This is a genomic window from Streptomyces sp. NPDC027672 (genome assembly GCF_055566335.1).
This window is the reverse complement of sequence record NZ_JBVHSO010000012.1, coordinates 109,979-126,911: the sequence shown is the minus strand read 5'-3', so window position 1 is coordinate 126,911 and position 16,933 is coordinate 109,979. Positions and strand designations below refer to the sequence as shown.

20 protein-coding genes are annotated in these 16,933 nt (G+C 71.5%); 8 read left to right on the top strand and 12 right to left on the bottom strand.

Annotation, left to right across the window (positions count from 1 at the left end; genetic code table 11):
* Window positions 1–843 precede the first annotated feature (843 nt).
* Genes ACZ4SV_RS27205 through ACZ4SV_RS27195 form a run of 3 tightly spaced genes read left to right on the top strand, consistent with a single transcriptional unit; the run spans window position 844 to window position 3,444 of the window.
* Window positions 844–1,644 carry an ABC transporter permease gene (locus ACZ4SV_RS27205; RefSeq protein ID WP_468007156.1) on the top strand — a complete coding sequence of 267 codons (801 nt, stop codon included), beginning with the start codon at window positions 844–846 and terminating at the stop codon, window positions 1,642–1,644.
* A 52-nt stretch (window positions 1,645–1,696) separates the two neighbouring features.
* A complete protein-coding gene (locus tag ACZ4SV_RS27200) occupies window positions 1,697–2,461 on the top strand; it encodes an ABC transporter permease (protein ID WP_397947412.1) in 765 nt (254 codons plus the stop codon).
* A 2-nt stretch (window positions 2,462–2,463) separates the two neighbouring features.
* On the top strand, window positions 2,464–3,444 hold the full coding sequence (locus ACZ4SV_RS27195; protein WP_365876648.1) for an ABC transporter ATP-binding protein: 981 nt from the start codon (window positions 2,464–2,466) through the stop codon (window positions 3,442–3,444).
* A 41-nt stretch (window positions 3,445–3,485) separates the two neighbouring features.
* Here the strand turns inward: ACZ4SV_RS27195 and ACZ4SV_RS27190 are convergent, their stop codons facing one another.
* The 3 genes from ACZ4SV_RS27190 to ACZ4SV_RS27180 form a co-directional block, all read right to left on the bottom strand.
* The gene (locus ACZ4SV_RS27190; RefSeq protein WP_468007154.1) at window positions 3,486–3,896 is read right to left on the bottom strand and encodes a hypothetical protein; all 411 of its coding nucleotides are present in this window, start codon (window positions 3,894–3,896) and stop codon (window positions 3,486–3,488) included.
* A gap of 145 nt (window positions 3,897–4,041) precedes the next feature.
* Window positions 4,042–4,776: a ribonuclease PH gene (gene rph / locus ACZ4SV_RS27185; RefSeq protein WP_365876652.1), complete on the bottom strand. Its 735-nt coding sequence runs from the start codon at window positions 4,774–4,776 to the stop codon at window positions 4,042–4,044.
* 75 nt (window positions 4,777–4,851) lie between these two features.
* Window positions 4,852–5,085 carry a PTS sugar transporter subunit IIB gene (locus ACZ4SV_RS27180; RefSeq protein ID WP_365876654.1) on the bottom strand — a complete coding sequence of 78 codons (234 nt, stop codon included), beginning with the start codon at window positions 5,083–5,085 and terminating at the stop codon, window positions 4,852–4,854.
* Between the two features lie 155 nt (window positions 5,086–5,240).
* Here ACZ4SV_RS27180 and ACZ4SV_RS27175 point away from each other — a divergent pair, with 155 nt between their 5' ends.
* Window positions 5,241–6,527, top strand: coding sequence for a PTS transporter subunit EIIC (locus tag ACZ4SV_RS27175; protein WP_468007152.1), 1,287 nt, complete (start codon window positions 5,241–5,243; stop codon window positions 6,525–6,527).
* Between the two features lie 151 nt (window positions 6,528–6,678).
* Complete coding sequence (locus tag ACZ4SV_RS27170) at window positions 6,679–7,941, top strand: PTS transporter subunit EIIC (RefSeq protein ID WP_365876658.1); 1,263 nt, start codon at window positions 6,679–6,681, stop codon at window positions 7,939–7,941.
* A gap of 72 nt (window positions 7,942–8,013) precedes the next feature.
* Here ACZ4SV_RS27170 and ACZ4SV_RS27165 read toward each other — a convergent pair whose 3' ends face one another.
* Entirely contained in the window at window positions 8,014–8,766 is a 753-nt protein-coding gene (locus ACZ4SV_RS27165) for an MBL fold metallo-hydrolase (protein ID WP_365876660.1), read from the bottom strand.
* A gap of 239 nt (window positions 8,767–9,005) precedes the next feature.
* Here ACZ4SV_RS27165 and ACZ4SV_RS27160 point away from each other — a divergent pair, with 239 nt between their 5' ends.
* The gene (locus tag ACZ4SV_RS27160) at window positions 9,006–9,464 is read left to right on the top strand and encodes a type II toxin-antitoxin system PemK/MazF family toxin (protein ID WP_468007149.1); all 459 of its coding nucleotides are present in this window, start codon (window positions 9,006–9,008) and stop codon (window positions 9,462–9,464) included.
* A gap of 23 nt (window positions 9,465–9,487) precedes the next feature.
* Here the strand turns inward: ACZ4SV_RS27160 and ACZ4SV_RS27155 are convergent, their stop codons facing one another.
* The 8 genes from ACZ4SV_RS27155 to clpS form a co-directional block, all read right to left on the bottom strand.
* Entirely contained in the window at window positions 9,488–9,922 is a 435-nt protein-coding gene (locus tag ACZ4SV_RS27155) for a hypothetical protein (protein WP_468007147.1), read from the bottom strand.
* 67 nt (window positions 9,923–9,989) lie between these two features.
* Window positions 9,990–10,940 carry a PLP-dependent cysteine synthase family protein gene (locus ACZ4SV_RS27150; RefSeq protein WP_365876666.1) on the bottom strand — a complete coding sequence of 317 codons (951 nt, stop codon included), beginning with the start codon at window positions 10,938–10,940 and terminating at the stop codon, window positions 9,990–9,992.
* Between the two features lie 17 nt (window positions 10,941–10,957).
* Entirely contained in the window at window positions 10,958–11,236 is a 279-nt protein-coding gene (locus tag ACZ4SV_RS27145) for a MoaD/ThiS family protein (RefSeq protein WP_365876668.1), read from the bottom strand.
* A 98-nt stretch (window positions 11,237–11,334) separates the two neighbouring features.
* Window positions 11,335–11,430: a putative leader peptide gene (locus ACZ4SV_RS27140; RefSeq protein WP_313895875.1), complete on the bottom strand. Its 96-nt coding sequence runs from the start codon at window positions 11,428–11,430 to the stop codon at window positions 11,335–11,337.
* Between the two features lie 79 nt (window positions 11,431–11,509).
* Window positions 11,510–11,932 (bottom strand): M67 family metallopeptidase, encoded by a 423-nt coding sequence (locus ACZ4SV_RS27135; RefSeq protein WP_365876670.1) that lies wholly within the window; start codon window positions 11,930–11,932, stop codon window positions 11,510–11,512.
* A gap of 191 nt (window positions 11,933–12,123) precedes the next feature.
* Entirely contained in the window at window positions 12,124–13,560 is a 1,437-nt protein-coding gene (locus tag ACZ4SV_RS27130; protein ID WP_365876672.1) for an amino acid permease, read from the bottom strand.
* Window positions 13,561–13,899: 339 nt separating this feature from the next.
* Entirely contained in the window at window positions 13,900–14,505 is a 606-nt protein-coding gene (locus ACZ4SV_RS27125; RefSeq protein ID WP_365876674.1) for a DUF2017 domain-containing protein, read from the bottom strand.
* Between the two features lie 10 nt (window positions 14,506–14,515).
* Entirely contained in the window at window positions 14,516–14,824 is a 309-nt protein-coding gene (gene clpS / locus ACZ4SV_RS27120) for an ATP-dependent Clp protease adapter ClpS (RefSeq protein WP_365876676.1), read from the bottom strand.
* Window positions 14,825–14,889: 65 nt separating this feature from the next.
* On the opposite strand from clpS, the gene ACZ4SV_RS27115 reads away from it, so the two are divergent.
* Window positions 14,890–16,236, top strand: coding sequence for a nicotinate phosphoribosyltransferase (locus tag ACZ4SV_RS27115; RefSeq protein WP_468007143.1), 1,347 nt, complete (start codon window positions 14,890–14,892; stop codon window positions 16,234–16,236).
* A 97-nt stretch (window positions 16,237–16,333) separates the two neighbouring features.
* Window positions 16,334–16,927: an isochorismatase family protein gene (locus ACZ4SV_RS27110; protein WP_365876680.1), complete on the top strand. Its 594-nt coding sequence runs from the start codon at window positions 16,334–16,336 to the stop codon at window positions 16,925–16,927.
* The last annotated feature ends 6 nt before the right edge of the window (window positions 16,928–16,933 follow it).

Sequence of the window (16,933 nt, the reverse complement as noted above, 5' to 3'; positions counted from 1 at the left end):
GACCGGTTCCGGTCGGCGGGCTGCTTCCCGTCCGCAGGGCGGTTCCCGTCCGTGGGACGGTTCCCGTCCGTGGGACGGTTCCCGTCGGCGTGCGGAGTGGGCCCGGCCGGCTTGCCCTGCTTCTCCGGTCCGGCCGGCTTCCCCGCGCGGGGCGCGGTGACCCGGCGGAGCACCTGGGTGGTCTCCGGCGGCGGGCCGGACTCCTCCGGGGACGTCCGGGGTGCCTTGGGCGGCGTGATGCGCCGCAGCACCTGGGTGCTCTCGGCGGACTGCGCGCCCGCCGGACCGGTGCCGGCTCCCGCGGTCCCCTTCCGGTCCACCTGCCCCTCCGGCCGGGCGGCGCGGGCCGTGGACGCCGTCCGGTCCGGGGCCGCCGGTCCGGAGCCGTTCCCGGCCGCCGGGCCCGCACCCCGGTCACCCTTGCGGGTGCTTCCGGTGCTTCCGGTGCTCTCGGTGCCCTCGGCGGCTTCCGGGCGGACGGCAGGGCGGCTTTCGGCCACCGGCCTGTGCCGGGGCCGGTTCCCGGGCCGTCCGGAGGACTTCTCCTCGTGGCCCCCCGGCTTCCCGGGCCCTTCAGCCGGCAGCGGCTTTTCCGGTGCCACGCCCTCGTTCGGCTGCTGCGGCTGCGGCTCGTCGCTCATGTCGTGCACGGACTCCTGTTTCGCGTCGTACGTTCCCGTACGCCTCATACGCTTCTGCGCTCCCCCTGTCTGAGACTCCCGCACCTGGCGTTCCGTTCCCGGATTCCGGCACGCTTCCGGCGGAAAACGCGTGGCCGGCCACCGGGCCTCCGGACTAGGCTCCTGCGCTTCGGTGTCGAGTGGTCCGAGGAGGTCGACTTGCGTGGGCGCGGGACGGTTGTACGCGGCGGTCGCGGCAGGGGGGTTCCGACGGTACGCGACCTACCGCGCCGCCACTGCGGCAGGGGTGTTCACGAACACCGTCTTCGGTCTCATCCTCGTCTACACCTACCAGGCGTTGTGGTCGGAGCGACCCCACCTGGGCGGGTATGACCAGGCACAGGCGACGACCTACGTCTGGCTCGGGCAGGCGTTCCTGTCGACGCTGGCGCTCGGGGGCGGCGGTGTCGAGGACGAGCTGATGGAGCGCATCCGCACCGGGGACGTGGCGATCGACCTGTACCGGCCGGCCGACCTCCAGTTGTGGTGGCTGGCGGCGGACCTGGGCCGGGCGTTGTTCCAGTTGCTGGGCCGGGGCCTCGTGCCGTTCGTGTTCGGCGCGCTGTGCTTCCCCGTGTACCTGCCGTCCGACGTCGGCACCTGGGTGGCGTTCCTCGTCGCCGTCGTCCTGGCGATGCCGGTCGGCTTCGGCATCCGGTACCTGGTGGCGCTGAGCGCGTTCTGGCTGCTGGACGGCACCGGAGTGGTGCAGATGGCGTGGCTGCTGGGGTTCTTCTGCTCGGGGATGCTGCTGCCGCTGAACGTGTTCCCAGGCGTGCTCGGCGAGGTCGTACGGCTGCTGCCCTGGTCCTCGCTGCTGCAGGCCCCGGCGGACATCCTGCTGGGGCGGGGCGACCCGCTGCCGACCTATCTCTTCCAGGCGGCGTGGGCGGTGGTGCTGCTGGCGGCCGGGCGGCTGGCGCAGTCGGCGGCGACGCGGCGGGTGGTGGTGCAGGGTGGCTGAGGGCCGGGGGCGACTGGCCGAGGGGCTGCGGGCGTACCGGCTGATCGCGGCGATGTGGGTGCGCTCCACGATGGCGTACCGGGCATCGTTCGCCATGACCACGGTCGGGAACTTCGCGGCGACCTTCCTGGACTTCGTCGCGATCATGCTGATGTTCTCCCGGGTGGACGCGCTGGGCGGCTATCCGCTGCCCGACGTGGCGTTCCTGTACGGGCTGTCCGCGACCTCCTTCGGGCTGGCGGACCTGCTGATCGGGTCGATGGACCGGCTGGGCCGGCGGGTGCGGGACGGCACGCTGGACACGCTGCTGGTGCGGCCGGTGCCGGTGCTGGCGCAGGTGGCGGCGGACCGGTTCGCGCTGCGCCGGCTGGGCCGGGTGACGCAGGGCGCGCTGGTGCTGGGCTGGTCGCTGACCGGGGTGGACGTCGACTGGACGGCGGAACGGCTGCTGCTGATGCCGGTGATGGTGGTGAGCGGCTGCGGGATCTTCTGCGCGGTGTTCGTGGCCGGGGCCGGGTTCCAGTTCGTGGCGCAGGACGCCTCGGAGGTGCAGAACGCCTTCACCTACGGCGGTACGACGCTGTTGCAGTACCCGCCGACGGTGTTCGGCAAGGAACTGGTCCGCGGGGTGACGTTCGTACTGCCGCTGGCCTTCGTCAACTGGCTGCCCGCCACCCGGGTGCTGGGGCGGCCGTACCCGCTGGGGCTGCCGGGGTGGGTGGCGTGGACGCCGCCGCTGGTGGCGGCGGGGTGCGGGGCGCTGGCGGGACTGGCCTGGCGGGCGGGACTCCGTTCGTATCGCAGCACAGGGAGCTGAGCGTGGACGACGTGGCCGCGGGCGAGGACTTCATCGTCCTGGAGCGGGTGGAGAAGATCTTCCGGGTGCGCCGCAGGACCGGGTTCCTGCGGCGGGAGCGGCGCGAGGTGCGGGCGGTGGACTCGCTGTCGTTCACCGTGGCCCGCGGGGAGATGGTCGGGTACATCGGGCCGAACGGCGCCGGGAAGTCGACCACCGTCAAGATGCTGACCGGGATCCTCACGCCGAGCGCCGGGCGGCTGCGGGTGGCGGGCATCGACCCGGCGCGGGAGCGGACGCGTCTAGCGCACCGGATCGGGGTGGTGTTCGGGCAGCGGACCACGCTCTGGTGGGACCTGCCGCTGATCGACTCCTACCGGCTGGCGCACCGCATGTACCGCATCCCGGACGCCCGTTACCGGCGCAACCTGGACCGGCTGGTGGAACTGCTGGAGCTGGGCGCCCTGTTGGACGTGCCGGTGCGGCAGCTCTCGCTCGGGCAGCGGATGCGCGGGGACATCGCGGCGGCGCTGCTGCACGATCCGGACGTGCTGTACCTGGACGAGCCGACGATCGGCCTGGACGTCGTGTCGAAGGCCAAGGTGCGGGAGTTCCTGCGCGAGGTGAACGCCGAGCGCGGCACGACCGTGCTGCTGACCACGCACGACCTGACCGACATCGAGCAGTTGTGCTCCCGGGTGATGGTGATCGACCACGGGCGGCTGGTGTACGACGGCTCGCTCCCGGAGCTGCACGAGGCGGGCGGGAGCGAGCGGACGCTGGTGGTGGACCTGGAGCGGGAACTGCCGCCGGTCGAGGTGCCGTCGGCGCGGGTGGTGCGGGTGGAGGGGCCGCGGCAGTGGCTGGCGTTCCCGGCGGGGCAGTCGGCGGCGCCGGTCGTCGCGCATCTCGCGGCCCGGTACCCGCTGGTGGACCTGTCGGTGCGGGAGCCGGACATCGAGGCGGTCATCGCGCGGATGTACGCGGAGAAGGCGCTGTCGTAGCCCACGCCCACGGCCCGCCGGCGCGCCCGCCCCGGGCGGCCCTACGCCGTGCAGACCTTGGTCAGTTCGCCCGCCGCGGCCGTGACCGGCCTGACGTCCGGGGTCCGGTCGCCGTCCTGGATCGCCGTACGGACGTCGCCGACGGCCTGGCGCAGGTCGTCCACGGCCTTGTCGACGTCGGCGTCGTCCGTCTTGCCGCCGATCTCGCGCAGGCTCTTGTCGATGGAGTCGAGCGAGGCGTCGGCCTGCGCGGGGTCGTTCGCGGCGTTCTCCACGGCCTGCTGGAGTTCGGTGACGTGGTCGGCGATGGTGTCGGCGGTCTGCACGCAGTCCAGCGCCTTGTCCACGGCGTCACAGCCGGTGGTCAGGCCGGCGGTGAGCGCGGCGGCGGCCACCACGGCGACGACGGTGGCCCGGCCCCGATGTGGGCGTGGGCGTCGGCTGGCGGGCATGGCGGGTTCCCTCCCCTGGTACGGCTGGCCGGGCGCGCGGCGGCGGGCCGCGCGCCCGTACCCTGAGGGACGCCCGCGGGGCGGGGCGGGTTGCCCCGGGACCGGGGCGGGTTCGCCGGGCCCGGCCTGATCCGGACGAGAGGCCCTACGCCCGCGCGTCGGCCAGCGCCGCCTGCTGGAGCGCGGCCAGTTCGGTGCAGCCGGTGACGGCGAGGTCGAGCAGGGCGTTCAGCTCGTCGCGGGCGAAGGGCTCGGCCTCGGCGGTGCCCTGGACCTCGACGAAGCGGCCGTCGCCGGTGCAGACGACGTTCATGTCGGTGTCGGCGCGCACGTCCTCCTCGTAGCAGAGGTCGAGCAGCGGGACGCCGCCGACGATGCCCACGGAGACGGCGCTGACGGTGCCGGTGAGCGGCTGCCGGCCGGCCTTGACCAGCTTCTTGCCGCGGGCCCAGGCGACGGCGTCGGCCAGGGCGACGTAGGCGCCGGTGATGGCGGCGGTGCGGGTGCCGCCGTCGGCCTGGAGGACGTCGCAGTCGAGGACGATGGTGTTCTCGCCGAGCGCCTTGTAGTCGATGACGGCGCGCAGGGAGCGGCCGATGAGCCGGGAGATCTCGTGGGTCCGGCCGCCGATCTTGCCCTTGACGGACTCGCGGTCGCCGCGGGTGTTGGTGGCGCGGGGCAGCATGGAGTACTCCGCGGTGACCCAGCCCTCGCCGCTGCCCTTGCGCCAGCGCGGGACGCCTTCGGTCACGGAGGCGGTGCAGAAGACCTTGGTGTCGCCGAAGGAGATGAGCACGGAGCCCTCGGCGTGCTTGCTCCAGCCGCGTTCGATGGTGACCGGGCGGAGCTGTTCGGGCGTACGGCCGTCGATGCGAGACATGCGCCGAGCCTAGCCGCACAGGCGGAAGGGGCTCCTCCCGCGTCGGGAAGAGCCCCTTCAGGGTGAACCGGAGGCTCACATCATGTCTTCGATCTCCGCGGCGATCGGGTCGGCGTCGGTGCCGATGACGACCTGGATGGCGGTACCCATCTTCACCACACCGTGGGCGCCGGCGGCCTTCAGGGCGGCCTCGTCGACCAGCTCGGGGTCGGCCACCTCGGTGCGCAGCCGGGTGATGCAGCCCTCGATCTCCTCGATGTTGTCGATGCCGCCGAGCCCGGCGACGATCTTCTCAGCCTTGCTGGCCATGTTCCTTCTCCCTGATCCGAACCGCTTTGTCGCAGTAACCCACAGTTGGCCCCTCTTCGCGAGCGGTCATGCCGTCCGTGTCCGATGATGGCGATCACGACAGCGGAACCGTCCGCCGACTGGTCTACACCACCGTGGGGAGGGTCGCCAAACCCATGACCGCCGAGACTACGGCCCCTCCCGTCCGGACCCGCTTCCACCGCCTCTTCCAGGCCATGCAGAAGATGGGGCGCAGCCTCCAGTTGCCCATCGCCGTGCTCCCGGCGGCGGGCATCCTGAACCGGCTCGGGCAGCCGGACCTGTTCGGCGCGGACGGCCTGGGCTGGACGGACGTCTCCAAGGTGATGAGCGGCGCGGGCGGGGCGCTGCTGGACGGCCAGCTCGGGCTGCCGCTGCTGTTCTGCGTGGGCGTGGCGATCGGCATGGCGAAGAAGGCGGACGGTTCGACGGCGCTCGCCGCGGTGACGGGTTTCCTCGTCTACTACGGCGTGCTGCGGCAGTTCCCGCTCGGGTGCCCGGCGGCCGGGAGGGTGGTGGCGACGGGCTGCCAGGGGGCGGACGGCACGGTGACCGCGTTCACCTACCAGAACCCGGGCGTCTTCGGCGGCATCGTCATGGGCCTGCTGGCGGCCCGCTTCTGGGCCCGGTACCACCGCACCCGGCTGGTGGACTGGCTGGGCTTCTTCAACGGGCGCCGGCTGGTGCCGGTCATCATGGCGTTCGTGGCGATCCTGTTCGCCGTGGTGTGCCTGTTCGTCTGGCCGCCCGTCGGCGCCGCCCTGGAGAGCTTCAGCGGGTGGCTGCGGGACGCGGGCGCCTGGGGCGCGGGCCTCTTCGGGCTCGCCAACCGGGCGCTGCTGGTGGTGGGGCTGCACCAGTTCCTGAACGTGCCCGTCTGGTTCCAGTTCGGCAGCTACACCAAGCCCGACGGCACGGTGGTGCACGGCGACATCAACATGTTCCTCCAGGGCGACCCGGCCGCCGGGCAGTTCACCTCGGGCTTCTTCCCGATCATGATGTTCGCGCTGCCGGCCGCCGCGCTGGCCATCACGCACTGCGCGCGTCCGGAGCGGCGCAAGGAGGTCGGCGGTCTGATGCTGTCGGTGGCGCTGACCTCGTGCGTGACCGGCATCACCGAGCCGCTGGAGTACTCGTTCCTGTTCATCGCGCCCGCGCTGTACGCGGTCCACGCCGTGCTCACCGGTGTCTCGATGGCGGTCACCTGGGCGCTCGGGGTGCACGACGGCTTCAGCTTCTCCGCGGGCCTGATCGACTACGTCATCAACTGGAACCTGGCGAGACGGCCGTGGGCCGTCGTCCCGATCGGGCTGTGCTTCGCCGCCGTGTACTACGCCGTGTTCCGGGTCGCGATCGGCCGGTTCGACCTGAAGACACCGGGGCGGGAGCCGGCGGAGGAGGTGGAGGACGTCACCAAGGTCTGATACGGCGCGTAGCGTTGTCGTAGCGGATTCGCGGGTTCCTTACGCCGCCTTCATCGTGCTACAACAGGTCTACACCACAGGTGGTGTAGACCAGAGACGCTGCCGTCCCCTTCCTTGGTTCCCGGGCGGCGCCTTGCCCGATGGAGGAAGTATGAGCACCGCCAGCGAGACGGCGGCCCCGGCGGCCAAGCCGGCCAAAAAGCGGGGAGCGGGCCTGTTCCAGGGCCTGCAGAAGGTCGGCCGCAGCCTGCAGCTGCCGATCGCCGTCCTGCCGGCGGCGGGCATCATGGTCCGCCTCGGCCAGGACGACATCTTCGGCAAGGACGGACTGGGCTGGGACAAGGTCGCCACCGTCTTCAACGCCGCGGGCGGCGCCATCACCGGCAGCCTGCCCCTGCTGTTCTGCATAGGCGTGGCGATCGGCTTCGCCAAGAAGGCGGACGGCTCCACCGCGCTCGCCGCGCTGGTCGGCTTCCTCGTCTACAGCAAGGTGCTCCAGGCCTTCCCGGTGACCGAGGAGCACATCGAGAAGGGCAGCATCGTCGGGGCGACGTACAACGACCCCGGCGTGCTCGGCGGCATCATCATGGGCCTGCTCGCCGCCGTGCTGTGGCAGCGGTTCCACCGCACCCGGCTGGTGGACTGGCTCGGCTTCTTCAACGGGCGCCGGCTGGTGCCGATCATCATGGCCTTCGTCGGCACGCTGGTCGGTGTCCTTTTCAGCCTCGTCTGGGAGCCCATCGGCAAGGGCATCACGAACTTCGGCGAGTGGATGACGGGCCTCGGCTCCGTCGGCGCGGCCCTGTTCGGCCTGGTCAACCGTGGTCTGATCCCGATCGGCATGCACCAGTTCGTCAACACCGTGGCGTGGTTCCAGCTCGGTGACTACAAGAACGCCGCCGGCGACATGGTGCACGGCGACATCACCCGGTTCCTGGCCGGCGACCCGTCCGCCGGTCTCTTCCAGACCGGTTTCTTCCCGATCATGATGTTCGGTCTGCCGGCCGCCGCGATCGCCATCGCGCACTGCGCCCGCCCCGAGCGCCGCAAGGCCGTCATGGGCATGATGGTCTCGCTCGCGCTGACCTCCTTCGTGACCGGTGTGACCGAGCCGATCGAGTTCACCTTCATGTTCATCGCCCCGGTGCTCTACGTGCTCCACGCGGTGCTGACGGCCGTGTCCATGGCGCTCACCTGGGGGCTCGGCGTCCACGCGGGCTTCAACTTCTCGGCCGGCGCGATCGACTACGTGCTGAACTGGAACCTCGCGACCAAGCCCTGGCTGATCATCCCGGTCGGCCTGGTGTTCGCGGCGGTCTACTACGCCGTCTTCCGGTTCGCGATCCTCAAGTTCGACCTGAAGACCCCGGGCCGCGAGCCCGAGGAGGAGGTCGAGGACCTCACCAAGGCGTGAGACCCGGCCGGCACTGCATGCCGAAGGGCCCCGGAACCGAGGAGGTTCCGGGGCCCTTCGGTCCGTCCGGGCTCAGATCTCGTACGTCACCCGCGGCGCGGCGAGTTCCACCGGGCCGGTGAACACCTCCCGGGCGTCCCGCAGGTTGACCTCCGGGTCGGTCCACGGCGGGATGTGGGTGAGCAGCAGCCGGCGGGCACCGGCGCGGGCGGCCGTCTCGCCGGCCTCGCGCCCGTTGAGGTGCAGATCGGGGATGGTCTCCTTGCCGTGCGTGAACGCGGCCTCGCACAGGAACAGGTCGGTGTCCCGGGCCAGCCCGTCCAGCGCCTCGGTGACCCCCGTGTCCCCGGAGTACGTCAGCGACACGCCCCCGTGCTCGACGCGGATGCCGTACGCCTCCACGGGATGGCGCACCCGCTCGGTGTGCACGGTGAACGGGCCGATCTCGAACGTGGACGGCTTCACCGTGTGGAAGTCGAACACCTCGCTCATGGAGGAGGCGGAGGGGGTGTCCGCGTAGGCCGTGGTGAGGCGGTGTTCGGTGCCCTCGGGGCCGTAGACCGGGAGCGGGGCGCACCGGCCGCCGTCGTGGCGGTAGTAGCGCGCCACGAAGTACGCGCACATGTCGATGCAGTGATCGGCGTGCAGATGGCTGAGGAAGATCGCGTCGAGGTCGTAGAGACCGCAGTGGCGCTGCAGCTCGCCCAGGGCGCCGTTGCCCATGTCGAGAAGCAGCCGGAAGCCGTCGGCCTCGACGAGGTAGCTCGAACAGGCCGATTCCGCGGACGGGAACGACCCCGAGCAGCCGACGACGGTGAGCTTCATGAAGCAGAAACCTCCGTTGGCGGAAAGAGCGGTGGGCGGGTGCGGGAGGCCACTCGGGATGAGGGCTGTCGGGGGTCGTGCGGTCCGTCGAGCGTAAGGCGCGAGAGGGCGGGTCGCTCCTTTGCCAGGGGCCGTTGTGGGCGAACTCACCTGTGCTGTCACCGGTTCGGCTGGACGCGGGGCGCACCAGGGTCAGAAGAGGGCGCGCATTGAGCGGCGCGCGCCGGTAACGTCGTCGTATGGACACGTCCTGGTGGCTCGCCCTCGCCGCGGTGGTGCTGCTCGCGCTGGTCGCCGCGCTGGTCGACGGCTGGGGCCGCGGCCGCCGGCCCGCCGGGCGGCGCCTGCGGCCGCCGGGCCGGCCGGGCCCGCGCACCGCGCACGCGACGCGGCCCTCGCCCGGGGACATCTGGTGGGCGGCCGTCCCGTACGAGGACCGGGCCGGGCGCAAGGACCGGCCCTGTCTGGTGCTGACCGTGCGCGGCGACCGGGCCACGGTCGCGAAGATCACCAGCAAGTACCACGACGAGCGCAGCGGGGTGATCCCGCTGCCGCCCGGCGCGGTCGGGGACGCGCAGGGCCGGCCCAGCTTCCTGGAGACCGACGAACTGCGCGAGGTGCCGGTGGCCGGCTTCCGGCGCCGGGTGGGCGTGGTCGACCCGGTCCTATGGGACCAGGTACGACACTTGGCGGGCTAGGCCCCAGCCCATAGCGTCAGGCCCTAGCCGACCCGCACGGTGACCGCCCAGTCCTCTCCGCCGTCCGCGCAGCCCGCGCACGGCGGCCGGGACGAGGTGAGGCGCACCGTGCCGGCGGCCACCGCCCGGTAGGCGGCCGTGGCGTCACCCGGCTGGAGGACGAGGCCGGCGTTGACCGCCTCCAGTCCCGTGCCGCTGGCGGTGACCGGTTTCCAGGGGCGGTCCTTGGTGCCGTCCAGGGTGAGCCGGACCTCGCCGCCCCGGGTGACACAGACCTGGCGGCCGTGATCGGCGGCCGTCAGCTCCGCCCGGCCGGAACAGGCGGCGGAGCGGCCGGCCGACGGGGTGCCGCCGGACGGCGCCGGGGCGTCGCCGCCGCTCCCGGTGGACTGGTGCGTGCCGCAGCCCGCGAGGAGCAGCGCTGCGGCCGCGAGGGCGAGGGGCGTCGTACGGCGCATGGGGTCCGCCTTTCTGCCGGGGTGCTGGTACGGATGTGACGTACCACCGGCGCGCCCGGATCCCCCGCTACGCCCAGAGCTGGCCGTGGAGGGTCTCGATGGCCTCCTCGGTGGTGGCCGCCGTGTAGACACCGGTGGACAGGTACTTCCAGCCGCCGTCGGCCACGATGAAGACGATGTCGGCGCTCTGCCCCGCCTTGAGGGCCTTGCGTCCGACGCCGATCGCCGCGTGCAGGGCGGCGCCGGTGGAGACGCCCGCGAAGATGCCCTCCTGCTGGAGGAGTTCACGGGTGCGGGTGACCGCGTCGGCCGAGCCGACCGAGAACCGGGTGGTGAGCACGGAGGCGTCGTACAGCTCGGGGACGAAGCCCTCGTCGAGGTTGCGCAGGCCGTAGACCAGGTCGTCGTAGCGCGGCTCGGCGGCGACGATCTGGATGTCCGGCCGGTGTTCGCGCAGGTAGCGGCCGACGCCCATGAGGGTGCCGGTGGTGCCGAGGCCCGCCACGAAGTGGGTGACCGAGGGCAGGTCGGCGAGGATCTCCGGGCCGGTGGTCGCGTAGTGGGCGCCCGCGTTGTCCGGGTTGCCGTACTGGTAGAGCATCACCCAGTCGGGGTGCTCGGCGGCCAGTTCCTTGGCCACGCGCACCGCGGTGTTGGAGCCGCCGGCGGCCGGCGAGGAGATGATCTCGGCGCCCCACATGGCGAGCAGGTCCCGCCGCTCCTGGGAGGTGTTCTCCGGCATCACGCACACCATCCGGTAGCCCTTGAGCTTGGCGGCCATGGCCAGGGAGATGCCGGTGTTGCCGGAGGTGGGTTCGAGGATCGTGCAGCCGGGGGTCAGCCGGCCGTCCTTCTCCGCCTGCTCGATCATGTGCAGGGCGGGGCGGTCCTTGACCGAGCCGGTGGGGTTGCGGTCCTCCAGCTTGGCCCAGATCCGCACGTCCGGGGACGGCGACAGCCGCGGCAGGCGCACCAGGGGGGTGTTGCCCACCGCGGCCAGCGGGGAGTCGTAGCGCATCGCTGCTCGGGAGCCGATCAGCGCATGCCGCCGGCCACGGCCGGCAGGATGGTCACGCTGTCGCCGTCGGCCAGCTTGGTGTTGATGCCGTCGATGAAGCGCACGTCCTCGTCGTTCAGGTACACGTTGACGAAGCGGCGCAGCTGGTCGCCGTCCACGATGCGGGCCTGGATGCCCGCGTGCCGGGTCTCGAGGTCGGCGAACAGCTCGGCGAGGGTCTCGCCGCTGCCCTCCACCGCCTTCTGACCGTCGGTGTACGGGCGGAGGATGGTCGGGATGCGGACCTCGATGGCCATGGCTCAGGGCTCCTGTCGGAAAGTGTCGTCGGTTCGGTCAGGCGCGCGCCGGAGGCGGGACACCGTGGCTCACGGCCGGACGGCGGCAGCGGGGTGGGTCAACAGATGGCGCTGTTCAGCCTGCACAGGTCGACGTGGAGCCGCGCCACGAGCAGGGTGCCCGGCGCCTTGTCGCCCACGTCGAGAAGAACCATGGGCTCATCGTATCGATTCCCCCTCCTGGTCCCGGAGTGTGATTCCGCATGCCGGACCGATTTCGTCCGGTGGGCGAGATCAGTAGGCGTCGACGACCGTGACCTCCTCCTCCGTCACCTCGCCGTCCACGATCCGGAAGGAGCGGAACTGGAAGTCGCCGAGGCCGTCGGTGTCGGCGGTGGAGACCAGGACGTAGTGGGCGCCGGGCTCGTTGGCGTAGGAGATGTCGGTGCGCGAGGGGTGGGCCTCGGTGGCGGTGTGGGAGTGGTAGATCACCACCGGCTCCTCGTCGCGGTCGTCCATCTCGCGGTACAGCCTGAGCAGATCGCCCGAGTCGAACTCGTAGAAGGTGGGCGACATCGCCGCGTTCAGCATGGGGATGAAGCGCTCGGGGCGGTCCGAGCCGGCCGGGCCCGCCACCACGCCGCACGCCTCGTCGGGGTGGTCCTTGCGCGCGTGGGCGACGATCTGGTCGTACAGGGCCTGGGTGATGGTCAGCATGGAGGTCAGGATAAGCAGAGGGGAAAGGGGCCGCGCCCGGCGCGTCGGGCAGGCGGCGGGGGAAGACGACGGGCCGTCCCGTACCGGGGATCGGTACGGGACGGCCCGTATGCCGGACGTCCTGAGCGGCGGCCGGCGGGGGCGCCACGAGAGCTCCCGGCGGCCGGACGTCCTTTCCGGGAGGTTCCGGGTCAGCGCTTGCGGAAGGCGGCGGCCTCCGGGTTGCGGCGCTTGAGCACCAGATAGGCGACGGCGAGGACCAGGCCCCACGCCGGCGCGCAGTACAGCGAGATCCGGGCGTCCTTGTCGATGCCCATCAGCACGATCACCATGCCGATGAAGGCGAGCGCGAACCAGCTCGTGTACGGCGCGCCGGGCGCGCGGAACTCGGAGCGGGGCAGTTCGCCGCGGTCGGACTTGGCCCGGTAGCGGATCTGGCAGATCAGGATGACGATCCAGGCCCACATGCCGGAGATGGTCGCGAAGGACACCACGTAGTCGAACGCCTTGCCCGGCCACTGGTAGTTGATCCAGACGCCGACCAGCATCAGCGCGGCGGAGAACGACGTGCCGATGAGCGGGGTGCCGCTGGGCGTCAGCCGGGTGAACAGCTTCGGGCCCTGGCTGTTGAGCGCGAGGTCGCGCAGCATGCGGCCGGTGGAGTACATGCCGGAGTTGCAGGAGGACAGCGCGGCGGTGAGCACGACGAAGTTGACGATGCCCGCGCCGGCCGGGAGGCCCATCTTCTGGAAGGCGACCACGAAGGGGCTGTCGCCCGCGTGGAAGCTGGTCCACGGCACGACCGAGAGGATCATGATCAGCGCGCCGACGTAGAAGACGGCGATGCGCCACGGCACGGTGTTGATCGCCTTGGGCAGGACGGTCTTCGGGTCCTTGGACTCGCCCGCGGTGACGCCGACCAGCTCGACGGCGAGGAAGGCGAACATCACCATCTGGAGCGTCATCAGGGTGTCGCCGATGCCGTGCGGGAAGAACCCGCCCTGGTTCCACAGGTGGCTGACGGACGCGGTGTGGCCGGCGTCGGAGAAGCCGATCGTCAGGATGCCGGCGCAGATCAGGATCATGCCGATGATGGCGGTGACCTTGACCATGGAGAACCAGAACTCCAGCTCACCGAAGAGCTTCACGGAGATCAGGTTGGCGCCGTACAGGACGACCGTGAAGACCAGGGCCGTCACCCATTGCGGGATGTCGAACCAGTACGTCATGTACTTCGCGGCCGCGGTGACCTCGGTGATGCCCGTGACCACCCAGAACAGCCAGTACGTCCAGCCGGTCACGAAACCGGCGAACGGGCCGATGAACTCGCGCGCGTACTCGGAGAACGAACCCGACACGGGGCGGTACATCAGCAGCTCGCCGAGCGCCCGCATGATCATGAAAATGACCAGGCCCGCGACGGCGTAGGCCAGGATGAGGCTCGGGCCCGCCTTGGAGATGCCCTTGCCCGCGCCGAGGAACAGGCCGGTGCCGATGGCTCCGCCGATGGCGATCATCTGGATCTGCCGGGCCCCCAGCCCGCGCTGATACCCCTCGCCGCCCTCGCTGCCCTCGCCCCGCGCGGCCTCGTTGCCGTCGTGATGCTGGTCGACCTGCGCTGAGGTCATGTGTGGTGCGCCTTTCTCCATGCCGACCCGGGCCTTTCGTCGGCCTCGGATCGGGTCTCGATCCCCCCGGATTGATGGAGCTGTTGCCTGGCCGACGGTCGTCGGCTCGGTGGCGCACCCGGCCGAACATGGGTGGTGTGGGCCGGGCGGTCGTGAAGATTTATCACGGCCGCAATACTGATCACACCGGTGCGTTGTGATCCATCGCACAGGTAAAAGCGGACAAAGAGCGCCCAAATGCGTCAAAAACGGCCAGGATGGTGATGGGATCGTTATCCGAAGTTGAGCGTCCTCTGAGCGGACATGACCGGGTTCACAAAAGGAACCAGCCATACCGGCTTACGGCATCAGGGTCGTCACCAGGGTCTCCTGGAGCCCGCCCAGCCAGAGGTAGGCCAGCACCATCGGCTTGCGCGGGTCCTCGTCCGGCAGCCGGTAGAGCAGATCCGTGTCGTCCTCGTCGGTGATCTCCAGCCGGGCGCCGATCGCCAGCCGCAGGTCGTTCAGCGCGCCGAGCCACTGCCGGGACTCCTCCGGGGACAGCTTCAGCACCGCCCCGCCCGCGTCCACCGGGGCGAGCGCGTCCAGGCTGCGGATCACGCCGAGCGCGTTCGTCCGCTTGCCGGCGCGCAGGTCGTTCTCGGTGAAGCGGCGGAACTCCGCGGAGTGCGCCCGCTGCTTCTCGGCCTCGGCCGCGGCACCGGGAACGTGCTCCGGGTCGCCGTAGGCGTCCGGGAAGAGCCTGCGCAGCACCGGGTCGGCGGGCGGCTCGCTCGGGCCCTGCGCGAACAGCTCGGCGAGCGGGTCGGCCGGGGCGTCGCCGCCGGGGCCGGGGCCGATCAGCTCCAGGAGCTGGACGGCCAGCGACCGGATGATGGAGATCTCGACGTCGTCGAGCGCGACGGCCGCGCCGCCGCCGGGAAGCGGTTCGAAGTGTCCGGGCATCTGGATGCGTTTACTTCCGGTCCTGCTGGAGGGTGGCCCACAGACCGTAGCCGTGCATCGCCTGCACGTCACGCTCCATCTCCTCGCGGCTGCCGCTGGAGACGACCGCCCGGCCCTTGTGGTGGACGTCGAGCATGAGCTTGGTGGCCTTGTCCTTGGAGTAGCCGAAGTACGTCTGGAAGACGTACGTCACGTAGCTCATGAGATTGACCGGGTCGTTGTGCACGATCGTGACCCAGGGGACGTCGGGCTCGGGTACGGCGAAGACCTCCTCCGCCGACTCGGTGCGTTCGGTCTCTACGGGCGCGGGTGACGTCACACAGCCATGCTGCCACGGCGCACAAAAATCGTCACACCGACGAGAAGGGAGTACGATCGCTCCTCATGAACACAGCGGACCTTGGGCTGCCGGTGGATGTTCCGTCGACGGCGCTCTTCACGGACCAGTACGAGCTGACGATGCTGCAGGCCGCCCTGAAGGCCGGTACGGCCGAACGGCGCAGCGTGTTCGAGGTCTTCACCCGGCGGCTGCCGGACGGCCGCCGCTACGGCGTGGTGGCCGGCACCGGGCGCGTCCTGGACGCGGTGGAGAACTTCCGCTTCGACGCGGACGTCCTCGCCTTCCTGCGCGAGCGCGGGATCGTCGACGAGCAGACGCGGGACTGGCTCGCCGGCTACCGGTTCGGCGGGGACATCTGGGGCTATCCCGAGGGCGAGGTGTACTTCCCGGGCTCGCCGGTCCTGCGCGTCGAGGGCAGCTTCGCCGAGTGCGTCCTGCTGGAGACGGTGATCCTCTCCATCCTCAACCACGACTCCGCGATCGCCGCCGCCGCCTCCCGGATGGCCTCCGCCGCCGGCGGCCGGCCGCTGATCGAGATGGGTGCCCGGCGCACCCACGAGCTGTCGGCGGTGGCCGCCGCCCGCGCCGCCTACGTCGGCGGTTTCGCGACCACCTCCGACCTCGCGGCCGGCTTCCGCTACGGCATCCCGACCGTCGGCACCTCGGCCCACGCCTTCACCCTGCTGCACGACCGCGAGCGGGACGCCTTCCAGGCCCAGGTGGACACCCTCGGCCGGGGCACCACCCTGCTGGTGGACACCTACGACGTCGCCGAGGCCGTCCGCACGGCGGTGGAGGTGGCCGGTCCCGAGCTGGGCGCGGTCCGCATCGACTCCGGCGACCTGCTGCTGGTGGCCCACCGGGTGCGCCAGCAGCTCGACGAACTGGGCGCCACCCGCACGAAGATCGTGGTCACCTCCGACCTGGACGAGTACGCCATCGCCTCGCTGGCCGCCGCGCCCGTGGACGCCTACGGCGTCGGCACCCAGCTCGTCACCGGTTCCGGGCACCCGACCAGTTCCATGGTCTACAAGCTGGTGGCGCGCGCCGAGTCCGCCGACCCCGGCGCGCCGCTGGTGCCGGTCGCGAAGAAGTCCAGCGGCGGCAAGGTCTCCGTCGGCGGGCGCAAGTGGGCCGCGCGCCGGCTGGACGCGGACGGGATAGCGGAGGCCGAGGTCGTCGGCACCGGGCAGGTCCCGGCCGAGCTGGCCGGCCGGGAGCTGCTGGTGCCGCTGGTGCGGGGCGGCACGGTGATCGCCCGGGAACCGCTGGACGTGCCCCGCCGGCGCCACATCGCGGCCCGCGCGAACCTGCCGCTGTCCGCCACCCAGCTCTCCCGCGGGGAACCCGTCCTTCCGACGGAGTACGTCCAGGGGCGCTCGGGTAGCTAAACCGCGACCGCCGTCCGCCCCCGTGAACGCCCCCTCCCGCCCGGGCCCCGAAGTCTCTAGGCTCAGTTACTTCACTCTTAGTCGAAGGACATCCAGCATGCGCCGCGCCTTGATCGTCGTAGACGTGCAGAACGACTTCTGCGAGGGGGGCAGCCTCGCGGTGGCCGGCGGGGCGGACGTGGCCGCCGCCGTCACCGAGCTGATCGGCGAGGCGGCGGGCACCGGGTACCGGCACGTGGTGGCCACCCGCGACCACCACATCGCGCCCGGCGGCCACTTCGCCGACGACCCCGACTACGTCCGCTCCTGGCCCGCGCACTGTGTCGCGGGCACGGAGGGCGTGGGCTTCCACCCGAACTTCGCCCCCGCGGTCGCCTCCGGCGCCGTGGACGCCGTGTTCGACAAGGGGGCGTACTCGGCCGCCTACAGCGGTTTCGAGGGCACCGACGAGAACGGCGTGTCGCTGGCCGACTGGCTCCGGGAGCGGGAGATCAGCGAGGTGGACGTGGTGGGCATCGCCACGGACCACTGCGTGCGCGCCACCGCGCTGGACGCGGCGCGGGAGGGCTTCCGCACCCACGTCCTGCTGGACCTGACGGCCGGGGTCGCCCCGGACACCACCGAGCGGGCCCTGGAGGAGCTGCGCGGGGCGGGCGTGGAACTGACCGGCAAGCCGGTGGTGAGCGGCTGAGGGCGC